Origin of the sequence: Salmonella sp. SAL-020, from assembly GCF_017372215.1 — a bacterium.
Taxonomy (GTDB): Bacteria; Pseudomonadota; Gammaproteobacteria; order Enterobacterales; family Enterobacteriaceae; genus Salmonella; species Salmonella enterica.
Map to the genome: position 1 here is coordinate 1,860,779 of NZ_CP071690.1, position 19,315 is coordinate 1,880,093.

General features: G+C 48.8%; 30 protein-coding genes and 1 pseudogene. 19 read left to right on the forward strand and 12 right to left on the reverse strand.

The features are described 5' to 3' along the window. Positions 1 to 99 precede the first annotated feature (99 nt). From J1G48_RS08805 to rdgC, 10 genes are all read right to left on the reverse strand, one after another. Positions 100 to 1,089, reverse strand: coding sequence for a tyrosine-type recombinase/integrase (locus J1G48_RS08805; RefSeq protein ID WP_000532847.1), 990 nt, complete (start codon positions 1,087 to 1,089; stop codon positions 100 to 102). A gap of 1 nt (position 1,090) precedes the next feature. Continuing rightward, positions 1,091 to 1,318, reverse strand: a complete 228-nt coding sequence (locus tag J1G48_RS08810) for a DUF4224 domain-containing protein (protein ID WP_001527041.1) — start codon at positions 1,316 to 1,318, stop codon at positions 1,091 to 1,093. Between the two features lie 39 nt (positions 1,319 to 1,357). Next, on the reverse strand, positions 1,358 to 1,927 hold the full coding sequence (locus tag J1G48_RS08815; RefSeq protein WP_001061370.1) for a 3'-5' exonuclease: 570 nt from the start codon (positions 1,925 to 1,927) through the stop codon (positions 1,358 to 1,360). After that, positions 1,924 to 2,787: a DUF551 domain-containing protein gene (locus tag J1G48_RS08820; RefSeq protein ID WP_000208076.1), complete on the reverse strand. Its 864-nt coding sequence runs from the start codon at positions 2,785 to 2,787 to the stop codon at positions 1,924 to 1,926. The genes J1G48_RS08815 and J1G48_RS08820 overlap by 4 nt, the downstream gene beginning before the upstream one ends. Beyond that, positions 2,784 to 3,077 carry a hypothetical protein gene (locus J1G48_RS08825; protein WP_000267991.1) on the reverse strand — a complete coding sequence of 98 codons (294 nt, stop codon included), beginning with the start codon at positions 3,075 to 3,077 and terminating at the stop codon, positions 2,784 to 2,786. Before J1G48_RS08825 ends, J1G48_RS08820 begins: the two co-directional genes overlap by 4 nt. A 271-nt stretch (positions 3,078 to 3,348) precedes the next feature. Next, positions 3,349 to 3,708: a DUF5448 family protein gene (locus J1G48_RS08830; RefSeq protein WP_000065085.1), complete on the reverse strand. Its 360-nt coding sequence runs from the start codon at positions 3,706 to 3,708 to the stop codon at positions 3,349 to 3,351. Beyond that, entirely contained in the window at positions 3,705 to 4,220 is a 516-nt protein-coding gene (locus J1G48_RS08835; protein ID WP_000071068.1) for a DUF262 domain-containing protein, read from the reverse strand. The genes J1G48_RS08830 and J1G48_RS08835 overlap by 4 nt, the downstream gene beginning before the upstream one ends. Beyond that, positions 4,217 to 4,447, reverse strand: a complete 231-nt coding sequence (locus J1G48_RS08840; RefSeq protein ID WP_000764235.1) for a hypothetical protein — start codon at positions 4,445 to 4,447, stop codon at positions 4,217 to 4,219. The genes J1G48_RS08835 and J1G48_RS08840 overlap by 4 nt, the downstream gene beginning before the upstream one ends. Before the next feature lie 70 nt (positions 4,448 to 4,517). Next, complete coding sequence (locus J1G48_RS08845; RefSeq protein ID WP_000008351.1) at positions 4,518 to 5,057, reverse strand: hypothetical protein; 540 nt, start codon at positions 5,055 to 5,057, stop codon at positions 4,518 to 4,520. 94 nt (positions 5,058 to 5,151) lie between these two features. Further along, positions 5,152 to 6,069 carry a recombination-associated protein RdgC gene (gene rdgC / locus J1G48_RS08850; RefSeq protein WP_000551790.1) on the reverse strand — a complete coding sequence of 306 codons (918 nt, stop codon included), beginning with the start codon at positions 6,067 to 6,069 and terminating at the stop codon, positions 5,152 to 5,154. A 569-nt stretch (positions 6,070 to 6,638) separates the two neighbouring features. Here rdgC and J1G48_RS08855 point away from each other — a divergent pair. Next, complete coding sequence (locus J1G48_RS08855) at positions 6,639 to 6,890, forward strand: hypothetical protein (RefSeq protein ID WP_000078504.1); 252 nt, start codon at positions 6,639 to 6,641, stop codon at positions 6,888 to 6,890. 75 nt (positions 6,891 to 6,965) lie between these two features. Here J1G48_RS08855 and J1G48_RS08860 read toward each other — a convergent pair whose 3' ends face one another. Together J1G48_RS08860 and J1G48_RS08865 are read right to left on the reverse strand one after the other, a co-directional pair. After that, complete coding sequence (locus tag J1G48_RS08860; RefSeq protein WP_001067433.1) at positions 6,966 to 7,151, reverse strand: ClpX C4-type zinc finger protein; 186 nt, start codon at positions 7,149 to 7,151, stop codon at positions 6,966 to 6,968. A 205-nt stretch (positions 7,152 to 7,356) separates the two neighbouring features. Beyond that, positions 7,357 to 8,052, reverse strand: coding sequence for a helix-turn-helix transcriptional regulator (locus tag J1G48_RS08865; protein ID WP_001020644.1), 696 nt, complete (start codon positions 8,050 to 8,052; stop codon positions 7,357 to 7,359). Positions 8,053 to 8,149: 97 nt separating this feature from the next. On the opposite strand from J1G48_RS08865, the gene J1G48_RS08870 reads away from it, so the two are divergent. From J1G48_RS08870 to J1G48_RS08950, 18 genes and pseudogenes are all read left to right on the forward strand, one after another. After that, a complete protein-coding gene (locus J1G48_RS08870) occupies positions 8,150 to 8,374 on the forward strand; it encodes a helix-turn-helix transcriptional regulator (protein WP_001191666.1) in 225 nt (74 codons plus the stop codon). 28 nt (positions 8,375 to 8,402) lie between these two features. Continuing rightward, on the forward strand, positions 8,403 to 8,957 hold the full coding sequence (locus J1G48_RS08875; RefSeq protein ID WP_000509728.1) for a YmfL family putative regulatory protein: 555 nt from the start codon (positions 8,403 to 8,405) through the stop codon (positions 8,955 to 8,957). A 139-nt stretch (positions 8,958 to 9,096) separates the two neighbouring features. Continuing rightward, positions 9,097 to 9,192, forward strand: a pseudogene (locus tag J1G48_RS23285) (DUF4222 domain-containing protein); the annotation flags it as partial. Further along, a complete protein-coding gene (locus tag J1G48_RS08880) occupies positions 9,146 to 10,111 on the forward strand; it encodes a Rha family phage regulatory protein (RefSeq protein ID WP_223156940.1) in 966 nt (321 codons plus the stop codon). The pseudogene J1G48_RS23285 and the gene J1G48_RS08880, both read left to right, overlap by 47 nt. Then, positions 10,108 to 10,332 carry a hypothetical protein gene (locus J1G48_RS08885; protein WP_000620702.1) on the forward strand — a complete coding sequence of 75 codons (225 nt, stop codon included), beginning with the start codon at positions 10,108 to 10,110 and terminating at the stop codon, positions 10,330 to 10,332. The genes J1G48_RS08880 and J1G48_RS08885 overlap by 4 nt, the downstream gene beginning before the upstream one ends. Continuing rightward, entirely contained in the window at positions 10,329 to 11,303 is a 975-nt protein-coding gene (locus tag J1G48_RS08890; protein WP_000096529.1) for a conserved phage C-terminal domain-containing protein, read from the forward strand. The genes J1G48_RS08885 and J1G48_RS08890 overlap by 4 nt, the downstream gene beginning before the upstream one ends. Then, complete coding sequence (locus tag J1G48_RS08895) at positions 11,300 to 11,773, forward strand: PerC family transcriptional regulator (RefSeq protein ID WP_000054227.1); 474 nt, start codon at positions 11,300 to 11,302, stop codon at positions 11,771 to 11,773. Before J1G48_RS08890 ends, J1G48_RS08895 begins: the two co-directional genes overlap by 4 nt. Beyond that, complete coding sequence (locus tag J1G48_RS08900) at positions 11,770 to 12,651, forward strand: Dam family site-specific DNA-(adenine-N6)-methyltransferase (protein WP_000200166.1); 882 nt, start codon at positions 11,770 to 11,772, stop codon at positions 12,649 to 12,651. Before J1G48_RS08895 ends, J1G48_RS08900 begins: the two co-directional genes overlap by 4 nt. 8 nt (positions 12,652 to 12,659) lie before the next feature. Continuing rightward, positions 12,660 to 13,049 (forward strand): RusA family crossover junction endodeoxyribonuclease, encoded by a 390-nt coding sequence (locus tag J1G48_RS08905; protein WP_000779149.1) that lies wholly within the window; start codon positions 12,660 to 12,662, stop codon positions 13,047 to 13,049. 16 nt (positions 13,050 to 13,065) lie between these two features. Beyond that, complete coding sequence (locus J1G48_RS08910; protein WP_001061459.1) at positions 13,066 to 13,926, forward strand: KilA-N domain-containing protein; 861 nt, start codon at positions 13,066 to 13,068, stop codon at positions 13,924 to 13,926. A 7-nt stretch (positions 13,927 to 13,933) separates the two neighbouring features. Beyond that, positions 13,934 to 14,923 (forward strand): DUF968 domain-containing protein, encoded by a 990-nt coding sequence (locus J1G48_RS08915; RefSeq protein ID WP_012543375.1) that lies wholly within the window; start codon positions 13,934 to 13,936, stop codon positions 14,921 to 14,923. 13 nt (positions 14,924 to 14,936) lie between these two features. Beyond that, positions 14,937 to 15,689: an antitermination protein gene (locus J1G48_RS08920; RefSeq protein WP_001047141.1), complete on the forward strand. Its 753-nt coding sequence runs from the start codon at positions 14,937 to 14,939 to the stop codon at positions 15,687 to 15,689. A 379-nt stretch (positions 15,690 to 16,068) separates the two neighbouring features. Continuing rightward, on the forward strand, positions 16,069 to 16,812 hold the full coding sequence (locus tag J1G48_RS08925) for a hypothetical protein (RefSeq protein WP_223163519.1): 744 nt from the start codon (positions 16,069 to 16,071) through the stop codon (positions 16,810 to 16,812). 12 nt (positions 16,813 to 16,824) lie between these two features. After that, positions 16,825 to 17,397 (forward strand): hypothetical protein, encoded by a 573-nt coding sequence (locus J1G48_RS08930; RefSeq protein ID WP_000765639.1) that lies wholly within the window; start codon positions 16,825 to 16,827, stop codon positions 17,395 to 17,397. 88 nt (positions 17,398 to 17,485) lie between these two features. Continuing rightward, on the forward strand, positions 17,486 to 17,875 hold the full coding sequence (locus J1G48_RS08935; RefSeq protein ID WP_001294874.1) for a phage holin family protein: 390 nt from the start codon (positions 17,486 to 17,488) through the stop codon (positions 17,873 to 17,875). Further along, entirely contained in the window at positions 17,862 to 18,143 is a 282-nt protein-coding gene (locus J1G48_RS08940) for a phage holin family protein (RefSeq protein WP_000226304.1), read from the forward strand. Before J1G48_RS08935 ends, J1G48_RS08940 begins: the two co-directional genes overlap by 14 nt. After that, a complete protein-coding gene (locus J1G48_RS08945; RefSeq protein ID WP_001075993.1) occupies positions 18,143 to 18,760 on the forward strand; it encodes a glycoside hydrolase family 19 protein in 618 nt (205 codons plus the stop codon). Before J1G48_RS08940 ends, J1G48_RS08945 begins: the two co-directional genes overlap by 1 nt. Beyond that, on the forward strand, positions 18,757 to 19,296 hold the full coding sequence (locus J1G48_RS08950; RefSeq protein WP_000127618.1) for a DUF2514 domain-containing protein: 540 nt from the start codon (positions 18,757 to 18,759) through the stop codon (positions 19,294 to 19,296). Before J1G48_RS08945 ends, J1G48_RS08950 begins: the two co-directional genes overlap by 4 nt. Positions 19,297 to 19,315: the final 19 nt, after the last annotated feature.

The window sequence follows — 19,315 nt, forward strand, 5'->3', positions numbered from 1 at the left end:
ACGTGATTTTCTTATAGTGATGAAAATCACGTTGAGAAAAAATGAGAAAATTCGGTGAGAAAAAAACGCCAGAATTTTAACTGGCGCACATCGAAAAGCTCAACGCTTCCTGTCCAGGGTTGGGCTCATTTTCACCTTGCGATCGTAAACAAGAACCTGGGATTCGGTTTTGTGGCCACTGTACTTCTGCTTGTCTTTTGCCGTTCCCTCATAGTCTGAAATCCCCTTTGCCTTTAGATCGTGGAAAGTGCAGTCAAGAGGACGTCCCAGATCATCCCCCGCAGCCTTTCGCGCCTTTCTCCACGCCTCGTTAAATCCTTTATAAGAATAACGCTCGCCATACATAGTCCTGATAACAGGGCCTTCCTCTCCCCATTCACGACATATTTCAACGGCATCACGTAAGCGATCTGTCCAGGATTTAATTTGTTTAACTCCGGTTTTTCCTTGCTGAATAAAAATTCCTTTCTCCAGTATTTGATTCCAGTTCATTTTCAATACATCAGAAACTCTGGCAGCACATAAATAAGCTATTTCCATTGCAGCCCTGACGGCTGGCGTTGCGTTATTATATATCGCTCTGTACTCTTCATCGGTAATATATCGATCGCGTTGAGGCTTAGGAAACTTATCCACACCAACGCAAGGATTACCAGGAACATAACCACGTTGATAACTCCAACGAAATACGCGCGACATAGAGCTGTGTTCATGATTCGCCTGGACACGGCTTTTTTGCCCACGGGCATCCATATAACGCCGGATATGTTCTGGCTTTATTGCTTTAGCTTCGGCATCACCAAATACGGCAAGTATATATTTCTCATGTGCCAGATAATCTTTCTGCGTTCTTGGGGCCAGATCAGCATAATCGGCACTGGCAAGAAATTTTCGCCATAATTGTGTGAATGTAATTCTGTTTTTTCTACCCTCAACTTTTTTTTCGTAAGCCACCCAGACCTCAGCTTTAGTTGCATCAGCTGGAGCTATATTTTCTGTTGATCCTCCCGGTTTCCAGTAGTAACCAGAAGGGCGAAAGAATACACCCTTTGGCATCCACTCATTACCGGGCGCACGTTTGCGACCCATGTTAACTCTCTATAGCGTCAAAATTCATGCCTGGTACAGGCTGATACCCTGCTGGTGGAAGAAGGCGCGAAACTGGGTGATTTATATGATACCAGGTTGTTCTGATTGAACCGTCCCGGCGTTCTATAAAATAAATACCGTTCAGCGTTAATACTTCTTTCTGGAGTGACTTCTGGCTTGCTCCTGTAGCATCTTCCAGTTCCTCCTCAGTCAGGAAGCGATCGCTCATGAGTTGCTTCTCCATCTAACCGGCTGCACCCGGTTTAAATCAGATATTGTTGCTGGTGGGCGGGATCAGTTTCTGCCAGATAGCTGAAACGTATTTCGCCTGATGCCTGGCATCAGCCAGCGCGTTGTGCATATCGCCTTCGAACGGCATGTCACGTTTGGGATCGAAGCCGATTGCACGACCCAAAGTAACCATCGTGCGGACGTCATGATCGTTCCGGTAATTCCACAGGCAGGGGAGGCTGGCACGTTCGAAAGCGCCACGCAGGATAACGTTATCGAAATTGGCACCGTTACCCCATACCTTCAGGTATTTCAAATCGTCGGCGTGACAGGTGATAAAGTCATTGAACTCAATAAGCGCGGTCGTAACAGATACTGCATCAGCGCAAATAGCCGCTCGCGCTTCCGGGCTTTGTCTTAACCACCATAGAATGGTATCGCCATCAGGAACGGCACCTTGTTCCATTGCGCTTTCAAGGCTAACGGCGGTATAGAACTCAGGTCCAATTTCACCACTTTGCGGATCGAAGAACACAGCACCGATGGAGACAACAGGCGCGTTAGGTTTTTTACCCATCGTTTCAAGGTCGACCATTAAGTTGTTCATTCGTTATTTATCTCCGGTTTTGGTGCTGCTGGCACTGGCATCCAGTGTGTAACAAAGATGTGCTCAATACAGTTCATCTGATTGCCGCCTCGCATGTCAAAAAATAGTCCAGAATGCTCATCAAAATATGAAACATAACGGTATCCCAACTTGTTATGAACAATTACTTCTTGCTCGTCTTCTGGCATCCGCTCACTACAGCTTATCCAACCATCCGGAATTACCGGAGAGTTGCCAGCATTTGGATGCAGAGCGCGAATGCCTTCGGCCAATTCTTCCAGGGTGGATGAATATCCGCGTTGGGCATCATTGCCGAACTCGAACGCTCCGGTATCAGGATCAGACCATCCATGCTCGCTGTCGTATGCCTCACGCTGCTGATCTATCCATTTGGCGGCGGCTTCAACGCCATCGCGATAGAAAGTGACTACCGGCGCTGACTGTTCTTTGCCAACCAGACGCGTTATTTCTGATTCCAGAAGTGAACCTAAAACTGTACTCGTGCAGTGCTCAGCCCATTCGTTGTTTTCCAACAGGCTGATGATATTTAGCACATCATTGTAAACGCCAGTTTCCTGTACTGGCTGGGCGGTGTAAAAATACGGTCTGATAGTCCACTTTTTATTCCAGAAATCTCGCGTTTTCTCGGCTTCCTCAAGCGTTGCAACACTACAGCCAACCTTTCCGCACTCTTTGATTACGTGATATCCGGCTGGCTCAGCTTCCAGCGATGCCAGCGCACGCTTCAGCACAATAAGAACTTTGGCGTCGTCATCGCTCAGGCCAAACGGAATATCGTCGCGAGTGTTTTCAAATTCAGCGATAGTTTGCTGTAGCCATTCTTTGGTAATAGTGGTCATGGTGTACTCCAGTTATCTTCGATAGCCACACTAAGTCGGTGCAGCCAGTCAGCTAATTTCAGCATTGCTTCGCGTTCGCTAAGCCCTTCCGGAAAATCTTCAAGTTCAACGAAAGGCTTAAACCGTCCGAAGGCGTCGTTCTTAACTGTCAGCTTCTGTTCAAGCGTGGTCTTCTTAACCTTGCTGTGATGCCGTAGAAGGTAAACAGACTGAGATTTTTCGGTTTCCGGATCGTATTCGTAGGCAGTTAGAATCATCTGGCTGCCGCCGCGATTTAATCCTCTCCACATAGTCACTTCCCCTTGCCGATGCCAGCGGCGTTTAATTTCTGCCGTAATTCTACTAATTTGGTTTGTACCGCTCTTTGCCTGTGCCATTGCAGGACGAGCATTTCGGACTACCGTTGTGGTCGTAATAACCACTGCCGTTACACGCCGTGCAGGGACGCAGCTTCCAGCCAAAAACGAAACGTTGGTAATATTCAGTTCGACGAACTTTGCGTTCGTGGAAGTTACACATCTCACCCCCTCTCAATACGCAGCGCCTGTTTATCGATGTTGCTCATTGGGCTGTCTCCTGTGGATAACAAATATCGTCGAAATATTTTTCTGCTACGCGCATGTTGAAGTGATCGAGATTCATCTCCTTCACCTGGAGTTTTGCCCCAACAATGCCTGTGCATTGATTGACGTAATCCCGGTTTTCTGGGGATTCCGTTACCCACTCCATAAGGTTTTCGGTGACACTTTTTAAGCAACGTAAAGCGCAGTCCAAATCAGTAAAATGCTGAGCATCAGTTATGCAGGAGACGACATAATACGTGGTGACTTTTGGCCCATCAGCGCGTCGTTTAAGCTCTCTTTCGATAGCGTTTTTCAGATCAACCAGTTCATGGTCATTGAGTTTGTCGATGTTGCTCATTGGGCAGCCTCCATTAGTTGCATTACGTGTCGCTTGTGCTCTTCGCTTTGCGGAACACCTGTAAAGTTCACCGCCATGAAATAAGCCAGGCGATCCTTGTACGTCACCTCATCCAGCACAACTGCTGGGAGTGGACGACGCCCAAATGCCAATTGCTCCGCACGAGTCATATCTCGCCAGTAAAGCGGACCATCAGCCAAGATGATTGGAATCTCATTGGTGATGAGTTTTTTCAGGGTTGTGAGACGCTGCTTGCCGTCAACAACTTCTATGTAAGGAAGTTCACGCGAACACCAGTCAGGTGCCTTTGCCAGCGCCACTGAGCCGATAGGAAAACCAGAAATAACTGCGTTTAAGAATGCCTGCTGCTCTTCATGCCCCCAGACATACCCGCGCTGATAATTGGCATCAAAATCAAGTTCACCACCAATGATCCAGCGAATGTACATATCAACCGGGTACTCACCGGTGCGCGCGTCGAATACCTGAGCATTGCGAATTCGGTTGCTCATTGAGCTGCTCCTTCAGCTTTCTTTTCATCAACGCTCCACGCCGTAGCCAGCGCACTTGTTACCTGAAGAAACGAGTGTTTAACCCTCACGGTGAAAGTTTCTCCGGTGGCTGAAATAGTCTCGATGACTGTTAACTCGCCGCCGCTTTTGTAGTCTGGATAGAACTGTGTTACCAGATTGCTATCAACAATCACCGATCCGTCCAGGGTGTACATTTCCAGTTTCATGCTGCACCGCCTTCAACGCGCTCCCACAAAAGTCTTGATCTGATTGCCTTCACTACAGACTCTTTATCTTTTATGCAGCACATTGGCGTAGCTCCATCAGTTCATTAAAGCGGGCCATAAACAGGCCGAAAGCCTGACCGGGGCGAAGTGGGTAGATTTCGAATAAATCTGTCGGGGGGATACCTTCCAGTATTACCCAGGGAATACTGTCATCAATATCCAGATCACGGCGTTCAGTTGCCAGCATGGTCAGATCTGCATACTTCACTACGCTGGCTTCTTCCAGTGGCAAGCCAAACTTAAAGCGGATCAGTTGATCGGTACGTTTCTCAATCTCGCGATAATCAGGCAGTAACGCTTTTAATGGGGCAGGGATATCCTGGCAATACGCTTCGGCTGCGTCGTGCATCAGGGCTTCAAAGGCAAACTCCGGTGATACAAGCTGGCTGCACAGTACGGAATGCTGCGCCACGCTATAAAATTCAGGAAGATGTCCGGAGAAGCGGCAAATATTGGAAAGCGCCACGGCGATATCTTCAATATCAATGTCGTCAATAGTTGCGCTGAGATAATCAAATTGTTTACCTGAAAGTGTTTGAATAAAACTCATCGTTGGTTCTCCTTATAATTTATTTCGCGCTGCACCGCGTGAATTTTGAGTACAGCAACCCAACCCACGATGTGGGGTTAATTGCCGCTATGAGTTATCGCTTGGCTTCGCCGCCGAGGGCAGCCGTTAAATCAGAAATAAGATTACTGAGTTCGCCTGTCATCAGCGTAATGTCAGCATCAAATCGCTGCACGACATCTTCGCTGTCGATATCGTCGTTCTGGCTGATTAACTGATCTGCAAATTTTATGCGTTTCAATATACCGTCACAAGAAAGGGTGAAACTGATACGCTGCTGCCATTCCATTGAAATCTGGGTAACTACCTTCCCAGCTTCGATATGGGTAAGAATTTCATCGCAGGCAAGATCCTGCTTTTTAAACCGGCCTGTGCCACCATCTTCGAGAATAGCTTTAAGGACCGCTTCATCGCCGATGGAGAACCCGGAAGGAGCCGCTTCGCTACGAACCCACTCAGTTAGCGTGAGCTCGATAGGGTTTTCCATCGTCAGCGGCACGACTGGCAAGGAACCTAGGGTTTTACGAAGCAGGGCGAGAGAATCTTCTGCGCGCTTGATGCTGGATGTATCAACAACGATAAACCCGGCTGCAGTGTTTATCCAAATACGAACCAGACTGTTTTTAGTAAACGCCCTGGGTAACAGGGAATGAAGAACCTCATCACGAATAGAGTCTTTCTCAGTTTTCTTAAGACGGCGGCCTTGCTCTCGCTCAAGCGTGGAAACCTTCTTATTAATCTCATCGGCGATCGTTTGTTTAGGTATGATTTTTTCTTCACGACGAATAACCAAAAGTAACTGGTTATTGACTGCATGATATAGCACATCTGAATACTGGACTAATGGTGAAAACCATCCGCTTTTTGCCATATCCTGGCTTCCGCATGGTGAGAAGCGAAACAGCTCAAGTTTCTTATCAAGAGAGTCTATGTCGATGTTAAAGTCGCGGCTGAAGCGATATATCAGCATATTTTTAAAAAATGGGTTATGCATTTTGTTTCCTTAACGCCTCTGCACTGGCGTTTTACGTTGGTTTCTCCACAAAACAGAAAAGAGCACCTGCTGTAACAGCTTTCCGGGTGGATTGGGTAATGAGCCCGTCGCGCGGAGATGCTCTTTTCTGTTGTGTAAAAAGGTCGGCGTCACGGCAGAACACTGTCGCCTTCCTCCTGTTGTTGGAAGAGCCGGACGCCGACAAGACTTCACACAGCAATAACGTTGTGGTGGGGCTGTCACTCAGGCGCATGGTCAACCTGACAACCCGGTGTCCTACTGGGTACAAATGGAGAAAAACCCGCCATACTTACCGCCGCGCCATTTCGCGGATTACCACAACGAAGAGAGCACTGCCGGTGTCCGAATTGAACGGACCTTTTCTCTGCCCAACCCTCCTGACTAAACAGGACTGTCTGGAATCGAACCAGCACTTATGCCTTGCTCGTCAATGCTCTCATCGTTGTGTGCCTGTCTTTTCACCACATCAGGCTCGGTGGACCTTGCTATTCCCCAACAGTAAGGATTCGGGTAATCTTTTTAATTCCCCAACAACATAAGGGCTTAACATGTCTCAGAAGGATGATATTCCTGTCTTTCCCGTAACCGGCTGGCAGGCTGGACCGCTTCCTGGTTACGACGCTCTGGTAGTGAAATTCCAGTTTCTCTCATCACCGATGCAACCAATTGAGTCTGCTCAGGAAACGCAATTTTTAGTACTTACTCCTGAGATGGCTGAGAGCCTGGCTTCAGACTTGCAAAGGCATATTCAGGATTTGCGAAATTCCGACGTTCACAGCCCACAAGAAGGCAAGCACTAATAAGGAACACCTGAACTACTTCATTTCCCTTAAAGCGCCGTTGGGTGATGGCGCTTTTCTTTGCATTAACCAGCATCATTCCCCCTTCGTGACGTTCAGTTTTACTGGCTTTATCACGGCTGCGTAGTTGATAAGAATGTTTACGCATGAAACAACGCACTCGGAACAGATAGCTGGCTCGTCCTTACTTCCTTTAGCGATGAGCTTTTTTGCATCCAGCTCACTGACCCCGCAGAAGGAGCATGTGTAGTAGTTATTCATCTGAACTCCTGTGTAATGCATCATTGCGAATCATCCGGTCATTCGTATGCCACCGGCGGCTACTTCGTGGGCGTCCTGCCTGTTCGCTGCTCTATGAGTGCAAATTACATTTAAATTGCACATTGCGCAAGTATAAAATTGCGATATATGCAATTTTGAGTCAAAAAAAAAGCCACTATAATGGTGGCCTTGTCGACGCTTTCTATTAATTGTGTCGTTTGAGTGACTGCGTCTGGCTTATCAGAACCTTGCCAAAAACACCGAACCTGCACTCGTTGTCTTTGGTAATACTCCATTCCCTGTAGTTAGTGTTATCAGATATCACCAGTAATTTATCGGGGATCATCTGTAGCCTTTTTACGTATATTTTATCATCAAAGCCAAAGACATAGATGCCATCACCATCGAACTGGTTGATGCTTATATCGACAAAAATAAGATCTCCGGGTTCAATTGTTGGTGCCATGCTGTCACCACGCACGTTAATCACTTTAAGCTCAGCGGCAGGACGCCCGCCGAACATAGCTAGTGCTTTGTCCTTGTTATATTCGATAGCATGGATTACATCGATAACATCACCGCCCTGAATGAGTCCATTACCGGCGCTTGCACTGACATCCAGTATCTCGATACGGAACAAATCCTTCACGTTAGCTGAATCCTTCCTCATATCACTGTGTTTACATACAGTATTACCTTTTGGGTCTGAGGTAAAGAGTTCTGCTATATCAACACTTAAGCAGTCAGCCAGCCTAGAAAGTGTTTGTTCGGTAAATTGCTTTTGCTTGCCAGTCTCCAGACGAGAGATGTTTGCGGCATCCACGCCGATCGCTTCTGCTAGCTCAGCAATTTTCATGTTCTTCGCGCGGCGAAGTTGTCTGACACGGTTTCCTATATTCATGCGTTCATTACATTAATTTTTTGCGCATTGTGCAAATCAACTTGCGCAAGTTTGCTGTATGAAATAACATGCGACATACGCAAAAGAAGGAGGTTTTATGCAATCACCATTGAGAAAATTGCGGAAATCGCATGGTTATACGTTACAGCACGTCGCTAAAGGGGTTCAGGTTGATCCTGCAACATTAAGCCGGGTTGAAAGATGCGAGCAGGCTCCTTCAACAGAGCTTGCTGAGCGCCTGGCTCAATTTTACGCCGGAGAAATTAGCGAGATGCAAATTTTGTATCCAAACAGATATCAGCTTAGTGATTCGGCGATTTGACCGCCACCACAGCAGAAGGAGTAGATCCGTGGGACATGAACCTGAATGGAAAGTTGAAAAGCAGCCCCGCTGGCTGGTGGCTGCGATTAAAAAGACGATTTCCAGTCTGCATGGCGGTTATGAAGAAGCTGCGGAATGGCTGGATGTCACCAAAGATGCTCTGTTTAACCGCCTGCGTACTGGTGGTGATCAGATCTTCCCGATTGGGTGGGCGCTGGTACTGCAACGTGCCGGAGGAACCTATCACCTGGCACATTCAGTAGCCAGGGCATCAGGTGGCGTTTTTGTTCCGCTGGCAGATATGGAAGAAGTGGATAACGCAGATATTAATCATCGCCTGCTGGAAGCGATTGAGCAGATCACCAGTTATTCCCAGCAAATCAGGGTGGCTATCGAAGATGGCGTTATTGAGCCACATGAAAAAGCCGTGATTGATGAGGAGTTGTATCAGGCGATCGCAAAGCTGCAACAGCATTCGACACTGGTATACAGAGTTTTTTGCGTGCCAGAAAAGGGTGACGCCCGCGAGTGTGCAGCTCCGGGCGCCGTGGCGTCAAATTTTATGGAGAAAACCAACGCATGAACAGTTTAACGGTAAATAACCGTTTGTCGCAACAACCGGGGATGTATGAGTACCGGCCGTTGCGTCATGAATGCAGATTATCAAATAGCCTGGTCGTGCGTAACCACAGGGAACACAGCCTGACCGTGGGGGATGAATCGTGCAGGAACTTAACCGCTGGTTTCGGGATGGAAGGGGACTTTATGTCCATGTCATTCGCTGGGAACCAGAAACTGAGCGCGTTATCTATCTGCGCAAGGGCTATCCGCATGAGTGTTTTAGCCCTTTGTGGAAATTCAGGCGTGATTTTGTTGAGTGTGAAGCGCCAGGAACACATTGATTCTGCAATTCCGGGACGTTACACTGTTCAGGCACCTCATAAAGCGGGTGCCGGGCGTGGAAACCCGGAATTCAATATAGAGCACAACCGCGCTCATGCGGTTTTTTCTTGTCATGAGCATTGTTACGCCCAAATTATGGTGGGGCGTGCAGGGCCAGTTTCGGCTGGGCCGGGTTCTATGTTGACCGGTATTTCCACCCCTGTACGTCTCACCACCTATAAGGTCGTGGAAAGCCTTGGTGGTGAGTTCATTGAATTCAACATAGAGGCTGCCACTATGGCTACTGTCCCAACCCTCGCTCAACCTGAAATTAGAATTATTAACGGCCAAGCCGTTACTTCCTCCCTGGCTGTTGCCGACTACTTCATCAAGCGTCACGCTGATGTTATCCGTAAAATAGAATCTCTCGAATGTTCCACTCTATTTCGTAAACGCAATTTTGCGTTTACATCGATTTCAATAAATCAGCCCAACGGCGGTACTCGCAAACTCCCATGCTATCAAATCACACGCGATGGTTTTGCGTTTTTGGCAATGGGTTTCACTGGTAAACGTGCTGCTCAGTTTAAAGAGGCATACATCGATGCCTTTAACCAGATGGAGAAACAGCTTTCAACTCCATCGGTGCTGAGCGATGCAGCACATAATGCCAGCGTTCTTTATTCCTACATTTCATCCATTCATCAGGTTTGGTTACAGCAGCTTTATCCCATGCTGGAAAAAGCGGAATCTCCGCTGGCTGTAAGCCTGCACGATCGCATCAATGACGCTGCGGCGCTTGCGAGCCTTATCAATATGACACTGAACCGTTCAGAGGTAAGGGGGCGCAAATGATCCGGAATATTTTTAAACGGTTCACCAGCCAACGTTTTCATTGCCCTCGTCCAGGACAGTGGTACAGCACACCAGAAGGGTACGTTCTGCGTATTAGCCTGGTCGATCGCGAATGTCAGAAGGTTGTCTGTGAGCCTCTTGGGCGTAATTACCGCGTCAACATGCCGCTTATTGCCTTTCGTTCCGGCAAAAACATGAAGCATCTCGGAGGTGCTGCATGAGTTCCCTTATTCAATTACTCGATCGCCCCATCGCCTACAACCCTGCTTTTGCAAAACTGAAAGCCGGGAAGGTAAAAGCTGGCCCGGTTGCGGCAGTATTCCTGTCCCAGCTTGTTTACTGGCATAACCGGATGGATGGCGGCTGGATGTACAAAACACAGGCTGATATTGCCAGTGAAACGGCGCTAACCCGCGACGAACAGGAAACAGCACGTAAACGTCTGGTAGCACTTGGTGTACTGGAAGAAGCCCGTCGCGGTGTACCTGCCACCATGCACTACCGCATCAACACCGCACGGCTTGAAGCGCTGTTGCTGGAAACGGCGAAGCCAGTGAAAAAGGGCGCTCAGGAGAAAACCAGATTGCGGGACTTCCAGAATGTGGAAACCCCGCAATCTGGATTGGTGCAACCCCGCAAACCAGATTGCGGTGATGCCGCAAACAAGAATGTGGAAACCCCGCAAACAAGTACGGGGCAACCCAACGAACAAGCATGTGGCGATCCCACAATCTTTCCTACAGGAGATTACACAGAGACTACTCAGGAGATTACACAGGAGAGTAAAACCCCTTTTTGTCCGGTTGCTGAGCAACCCGACCCCGAAGTGACGCTCACCGATCAGGCGATTGAGGTTTTAACCCACCTGAACCAGGTAAGTGGCTCCCGGTATCAGAAGTCAAAAACCTCCCTGGAAAACATCCGTGCCCGACTGCGTGAGGGGTACAGCGTTGCTGATCTGCAACTGGTTATCGACCTGAAGCATGAGCACTGGCACGAGAACGACGAGCAGTACCAGTACATGCGCCCGGAAACGCTGTTCGGTCCGAAGAAATTCGAGAGCTATCTGCAAAGCGCTACCCGCTGGGATCAGAAGGGGCGGCCTAAACGCGCTGACTGGGGTGCGAAGAAGCGCGATGTGATGGCTTTTGGTCCGGTTGATACAACGATTCCGGAGGGATTCAGAGGATGAGTCTGTTAGCAAAAGTGCAGGCGTTTATCGAGCTTAATCCGGGGCTGACATCAAATGAGATTGCCGATGCTTTTCCTGAATACGCACGCTTTGATGTGCAGCGTTCAGCGAGCAAGTTGTATCGGTGTAAGCGTGTTAACCGCCGCCTGGATGGAGATGTATTTCGCTATTACGCGGGTAAAGACGAGGCAGTGATTTTGACGTTACGACAGAAAAGGTCAGGTCATACAGGTTCGGGTGATCCGATGGTGATTGCAAAGCTGGTAAGCCGCGCTGAAGAACTGGAATCCAGAGGGTTATTTAATCGTGCATCGATAGTGTGGCTGGAGGCATTTAGCGAAAGCCAGTTTATCTACGAACGCGAGGAATTTTTACGCCGCCGTCAGAAGTGTCTGAACCGCATCAAAAAGAGAATCAGACCCGTAGAGCAGGTTTATCTGGCAGGGCGATTTGTGGGGAACGTGGAATGACCAGTGAATCCGTTTGTATTGAAAGCAGTGATGTAACGATATCTGTTGATGAATCCGCTTCGCGCACCTGGCGTCGCCCGTTCCTGAAATGGGCAGGCGGTAAATATTCCATGTTACCCGATCTTTACCAGGTCATTCCGGCAGGTATGCGCCTGATTGAACCGTTTGTCGGCGGTGGTTCGGTGTTTCTCAACTCAGACAAACACGCCTGCTTCCTGCTGGCCGATGTGAATACCGACCTTATCAATCTGTATCAGATGCTGGCTGTTGTACCTGGTGCGGTGATAAGACATGCTAGGGTAATGTTTGACCGTCTCAATGACGCTGAAAGCTATATGGCGCTACGGGAAGAGTTCAATGCTCAGGTGATGGACGCTCCGGAACGCGCCGCCGCTTTCCTTTTCCTTAATCGTCACTGCTTCAATGGCCTGATCCGGTACAACCGCAACAACCAGTTTAACGTTGGCTGGGGCAAATACCCGTCGCCTTATTTCCCGGAAGAAGAAATCAGGGCATTTACCGAAATGGCGCACAACTGCGTATTCATGGCGGCAGGATTTCGCCGGACGCTGGCACTTGCGGGAGAGGGTGACGTTGTGTACTGCGATCCACCCTACGAACCGATGCCCGGCAAGGATGGTTTTACTCACTACGCCGCTGGTGGCTTTACCTGGGATGATCATATCGCGCTGGCGGAATGTTGTGTTGCTGCTCATCAGCGAGGTGCCAGAGTCGTGATCGGCAATTCCACATCTCCGCGTGTTATCGACCTGTACTCGCAGCACGGCTTTGAAATCCGCTATATCAGCGCCCGCCGCTCAATATCAAGTAAGGGCAGTACCCGCGAGAAAGCGAAAGATCTCGTGGCGATTCTGTAGGGGGCGGCATGAAACTGACATTGCCATTTCCACCCAGCGTTAACACCTACTGGCGGGCTCCGAATAAGGGACCGCTTAAAGGTCGTCACATGGTCAGCGCCAGCGGCCGGAAGTATCAGAGCGAGGCGTGCGCGGCAGTGATTGAGCAGTTACGCCGTCTGCCAAAACCTTCAACAGCCCCGGCAGCGGTGGAAATCACCCTGTATCCGCCAGACAAGCGGATCAGGGATCTGGACAACTACAACAAGGCGCTGTTTGACGCCCTGACCCACGCGGGTGTGTGGGAAGACGACAGCCAGGTGAAAAGAATGCTGGTGGAGTGGGGACCAGTTTTCCCGAAGGGGAAGGTAGAAATCACGATCACGAAATTTGAAACAGGGGCGGGTGCAGCTGCCTGAACATGGAGAAAGAAGCATGAATAATTTAATGGTCATTGATGGTATCGAAGTTCGCCGCGACGTTCATGGGCGCTATTGTCTTAACGATTTGCACCGGGCTGCGGGTGGAGAGCAGAAATACCGTCCGAAGTACTGGCTTGATAATAAGCAAACCCGTGAGCTGATTGAGCAACTTTTCACCGAGGGCGGAATTCCACCCTCGGAACAAAATCAATCTGTTAGCTTTTTTCAGGGCGGTAGTGATACCCGAAGTTTGGCACGTGCTCCAGTAAATACTGTTCGCGGTGGTGCTGAACAAGGTACATACGTATGCAAAGAACTGGTATTTGCTTATGCAATGTGGATCAGTCCGTCTTTCCATCTCAAGGTGATCCGCACGTTCGATCGGATTACCAGTGCGCCACAAATATCTTCTGGTATGGCTGCCGATAAGATGCAGGCGGGGGTGATTCTGCTGGGTTTTATGCGCAAAGAGTTAAACCTGTCCAATTCATCGGTACTGGGCGCGTGCCAGAAACTCCAGGAGGCAGTGGGACTACCTAACCTGGCGCCACAATATGCCATTGATGCTCCGGCTGGCGCGCCGGATGGTTCAAGCCGCCCGACGCTTGCACTGAGCGCGCTGTTAAAACAGCATGGTATCCGGATGACGGCTAATCAGGCGTATCAGCAGTTAGCAAAGCTGGGTGTTGTTGAACATCGTGAGCGTTACAGTCGCTCCGCGATTAACGGCATTAAAAAATTTTGGTCGCTGACGGCGAAAGGCTGCATGTTCGGCAAAAACATCACCAGCCCGGCAAACCCTCGCGAGACGCAGCCGCATTTCTTCGAATCCAAATTCCCTGAGCTGCTGAAGCTGCTCGATACCGTTCATTGAGGTGATCGTGAGAGCGTTACTGACCCCTGAAATTGCTCCTCGTATGGGCGTTGTATTGTTCAGGCCGGGATCGGAACTGATGCCCCTGTTTATGCAGGGGCGTGTTCTGCTTGAACCAGAGCCGGAACAATATTCATCTTTCGCCTGCGGCGCGGTCCCGGCGGTATCACAGCCGCTGGCGGATGATCCTGCTGTTCGTGATGTGTTCCGTAATGAGTCGGTTATCTATCGTGCTGGTGGTCTCGATAGTCTGGAAAGCTGGCTACTCCGGGGGAATGGCTGTCAGTGGCCGCATTCAGTCTGGCACAGCGAACAGATGACAACCATGCGCCACGCACCGGGGGCAATCCGACTGTGCTGGCACTGCGATAACCTGCTGCGCGAACAGTTTACGGAACGGCTGGAATCAATAGCTGTGGAGAACACGACAAAATGGGTTTTATCGGTTGTTTGTCGTGATCTGGGTTTTGACGATATGCACGCAGTCACGCTCCCGGAACTGTGCTGGTGGATGGTACGCAATGACCTGGCAGAAGTCTTACCGGAGAGCGCTGCGAGAAAAGCATTAAGGATGCCGAAGGCAATTGTCCAGTCAGCTACCCGTGAAAGTGAAATTGTCCCCTCGGTGCCGGCCACCAGCATTGTACAGGATAAGGCGAAAAAGGTACTGGCACTCAGGGTTGATCCGGAATCGCCGGAAAGCTTCATGTTACGTCCGAAACGCCGTCGATGGATCAATGAAAGATATACCCGCTGGGTTAAATCCCAGCCGTGCGCGTGCTGCGGGAAGCAGGCGGATGATCCGCACCACCTGACAGGCCACGGTCAGGGAGGGATGGGAACAAAGGCGCATGACCTCTTTGTGCTGCCGTTGTGCAGAACGCATCACAATGAGTTACATGCGGACACCGTGGCATTCGAAGAGAAATACGGCTCTCAACTGGAGTTGATATTTCGTTTTATCGATCGCGCGCTGGCGATCGGCGTGCTGGCGTAAATGGAGAACACGCATGAACCTTGAAGCCTTACCAAAATATTACTCACCAAAATCTCCAAAATTGAGCGATGACGCTCCGGCGACAACCTCCGAATCTTTGACGATTACGGATGTAATGGCGGCGCAGGGGATGGTGCAATCGAAAGCACCACTGGGGTTTGCTTTATTCCTGGCAAAAGTTGGTATTCAGAATCCTGACTTCGCGATTGAAGGGCTGATTCATTACGCGGTGGCACTGGATAACCCGACACTGAATAAATTGAGTGAAGAAACTCGGTTACAGATTGTTCCTTACCTCGTGAATTTTGCATTTGCTGATTATTCCAGATCTGCTGCAAGCAAGGCTCGCTGTGAGCATTGTGCTGGTACGGGATTTCATCATGTATTACGTGAAGTGGTGAAACACTCCAGAAATGGTGAACCCGTCATCAAAGAGGAGTGGGAGAAGGAACTATGTCAGCATTGTCATGGTAAGGGAGAAGTCAGCACGGTGTGCAGAGGGTGTAAGGGTAAAGGTATTGTCTTGGATGAAAAAAGAACTCGGTTTCATGGCGCGCCTGTTTATAAGATTTGTGGGCGTTGCAATGGAAACCGGTTTAGTCGTTTACCAACCACACTGGCGCGGCACCATGTCCAGAAACTGGTACCGGATCTGACGGATTATCAGTGGTACAAAGGATATGCAGACGTCATTGATAAACTGGTTACAAAATGCTGGCAGGAAGAAGCATATGCAGAAGCGCAATTAAGAAAGGTGACAAGATGAAAGATTTTCAACGAAGATAGCGACATGATGCTTGCATATTTCAAAAAATATGGATAAGATTCTCCCAACGATGGGCTTTGTATGTCTATCGTTGATAAGTCTCAAGAACCCGCCTCCGAGTGGGTTTTTTATTTGTGATCACTTTATTTTTTGTCTTGCTAAGTTATTGTATGGACAAGAACTAAAATTAAGTGGTGACATTGTGCTCTCTAATAACGAACGTTGGGTTTCCTTTTTTGACTTTGCTTTTACGCCTACACACGCAGCGGCGCCGAGTATTCCCATTGAAGACATACTCAAGAAATTGAAGGTACTGGTGAGCTCAGGGAGTGCTGTAAAGTTATACAATCATAGGTCTAGAGCGCTTAGGATTTCGGAGATGAAATATTCTATTGGGGATAGCCAGGCGACTCTACTTATCCAGCTTTGTGATAAAAATGGTTCTGACCCTGTTTTTGGTGAGTTAACAACAGGCAACCTTAGAGTAGAACCTAAGCTTGCCGGTGAAGGTATCGCAGTTTCTTGTCACATTGTAATATCCACAGATGTTGTCAAAAACACTGCCGATCACCACAAAACTCTCGTTGAATCTGTCCCCGGTATCAGTAAGTCAGTTCTTGAGCCATTTTTAAATGCTATGCTCAGAGAAGCCTTCGCTGGATGTGAGTTTAAAAATCCTGCAACTAAAGGTATGTGCCAGCACCGCCCAAAGCTGGAAATCTATTCTCATGGTTCACAAACGCTGATGGATGCATTAAAAGGTGCAAAGATTCATAACGTTAAACTTGTGAGTACAAGAAGGAAAGGTGGATTGGACCAAACGGCGTACACTGAGCTCTCAGAAAGGTCCGTAAAGTATAAAATCATTAGACAGCCGCCATTGAAAGATAAAGAAAGGTTGTTAGAGATTTTAAGAAAGAAAGGGCAGCAGTCTGGATATACCAAGGTTTCAATTAGTTACTCAAAAGATGGCAAGCAAGCCAGTTTGGATCTTGACCGTAACGAAGATGCTGCCACAAAACTGTTCACTAAAAGTGAGAGGGTAATATTAGGTAACCTCATCAACCAATGTGAAAGCACAGTACATCTGCAGCTTGAAACAAAAATGATAGGGTTGCTCTAACGGGAGTTTCATATGAAACTTTTTTCACCGCTGAGTTATCTCCGCATCAAGCATGAGGAAAAGGACTGGTATGATTACAAAATACCAGCTGCAGTGTCTCTAATCGTCACTATTGTTTATTATTTTCACGCTAGCAAAATTTCTTTAATCGAGACTAACGGACTCCTGCTTCAGGTTAATGGGTTACTTCAAGTCTTGATTGGTTTTTATATCGCAGCACTGGCTGCGGTTTCTACTTTTTCTAGCTCTTCGATCGACGAAGTAATGGCGGGCGTACCTCCGACTCTAGTAGAGAAATTCCGAGGGCAGAAGCTTACTGTAGAACTGACGCGCAGGCGCTTTGTTTGTTACCTTTTTGGTTATCTAGCTCTTGTGAGCTTTATGTTATTTTGCTTAGGGATGATTTCTATTCTGATTGGGAAGCCTTTCCATTTGTGGCTGCTCACATTCTGTTCTCCTGATGCAATCTTGTGGCTTAAAACGGTATTTGTTGGCGTTTATATATTCATCTTAATGAATATCATAACAACAACTTTGCTGGGACTTTACTTCCTTGCAGTTCGGTTCCACCAATCATCGCTGTAAAAAATCTAAATACTTTTAGGCTGCCTTCGGGCGGCCTTTTTTATTTCCCCTCATAACTGAGAGGACCCACATAACCAGAGGGGGATGAATGTCCGAACCTGTATCCAGTGCGACAGTGTTGGCTGGTGGATTAATGGGGGCCAGTGTATTCGGTCTGGCAACCGGAACTGATTATGGTGTGGTATTCGGCGCTTTTGCCGGCGCGGTGTTTTATGTCGCCACGGCAACCAACATCGGACGCATCAGGCTGGTCGCTTATTTTATTACATCATTTATTGTGGGAGTGCTTGGTGCCGGGCTGATAGGTACTAAGCTTGCGGCAATAACGCATTATGAAAAACCACTGGATGCACTTGGCGCAGTGATTATTTCTGCAATGTGTATAAAGTTTCTCACTTTTCTCAACAGTCAGGATCTGAACACCCTGTTCAGTATTCTCTCTCGTATCAGGGGAGGGGGATCAGATGGTAGCAAATGACCCTTCTGCAGCTCTGAATGCCGTAATTTGTGGGGTGATAGTCATCGTTCTGATGTTTTACCGACGCGGTGATGCGACACACCGCCCCCTGATTTCGTTACTGGCCTATGTCATGGTGCTGGTATATGCCAGCGTCCCTTTCCGGTTTGTTTTTGGTTTATATGAATCATCCCACTGGCTGGTGGTGATGGTGAATATCCTTATCTGCGCCGCTGTGCTGTGGGCTCGCGGTAATGTGGCGCGTCTGGTCGATGCACTGAGGCACTGATGAATCAACAACAATTTCAGCAGGCGGCTGGTATTAGCGCCGGGCTTTCTGCACGCTGGTTTCCGCACATTGATGCGGCAATGAAAGAGTTTGGTATTACAGCAGTTAATGATCAGGCCATGTTTATTGCACAAACGGGACATGAATCAGCAGGATTTACTGTTCTGAAGGAAAGCTTCAATTATTCGGTGGAGGCGCTGAAAAAGACGTTTGGTAAACGCCTGACGCCGTATCAGTGTGAAATGCTGGGGCGTATTGATGGTCGCCAGGTTGCCCACCAGCCGCAAATAGCCAATCTGGTTTACGGTGGCCGCATGGGTAACAAAGACGCCGGAGATGGCTGGAAGTATCGCGGGCGTGGTCTGCTTCAAATCACCGGCCGCGAGAACTACGTCAAATGCGGAGCTGCGCTGAAGCTTGATCTGATCAGCACACCAGAGTTGCTGGCACAGGAGAAGCATGCAGCCCGTTCTGCTGCATGGTTTTTCACATTACGTGGTTGCCTGATGTATTCAGGTGATGTTGTCCGTGTAACGCAGATCATCAACGGTGGCCAGAATGGACTGGCTGACAGAAATAGTCGTTATAACAAAGCGCGGGCGGCGTTGCTGGTATGACAGCGGTCTTTGCTTTCGTTAAGGCGCGGTGGAAAACAATCATTGTTTTGCTGATGTTGGCTGGTGCATTTCTTGCCGGGATCATCTGGAGTGATCGGGGCTGGCAAAAGAAGTGGGCTGACCGCAATAGCATGGAATCTTCACAGGAAGCGAACGCGCAGACTGCCGCACGCTGGATTGAACAAGGGCGCATAATTGCCCGTGATGAGGCTGTAAAAGATGCACAAGCACAAGCCGCTAAATCTGCTGCCACTGCTGCTGGCCTGTCTGCCACTGTTAGCCAGCTGCGTACCGAAGCAACAAAGCTTGCCGCCCGCCTGGACGCCGCAAAGCACACCTCAGATCTTGCCGCTGCCGTCAGAAGCAAAACAGCCGGAGCCGACGCCGCAGTGCTCGCCGACATGCTCGGACGCCTTGCAGAAGAAGCTCGATATTATGCTGAGCGATCTGACGAAAGCTACCGCGCAGGAATGACGTGTGAGCGTATTTACAACTCGGTGAGAGAGTCAACCAACAATCCCATAGCCCCGCACTAGCGGTGCTTTTTACCGGAGT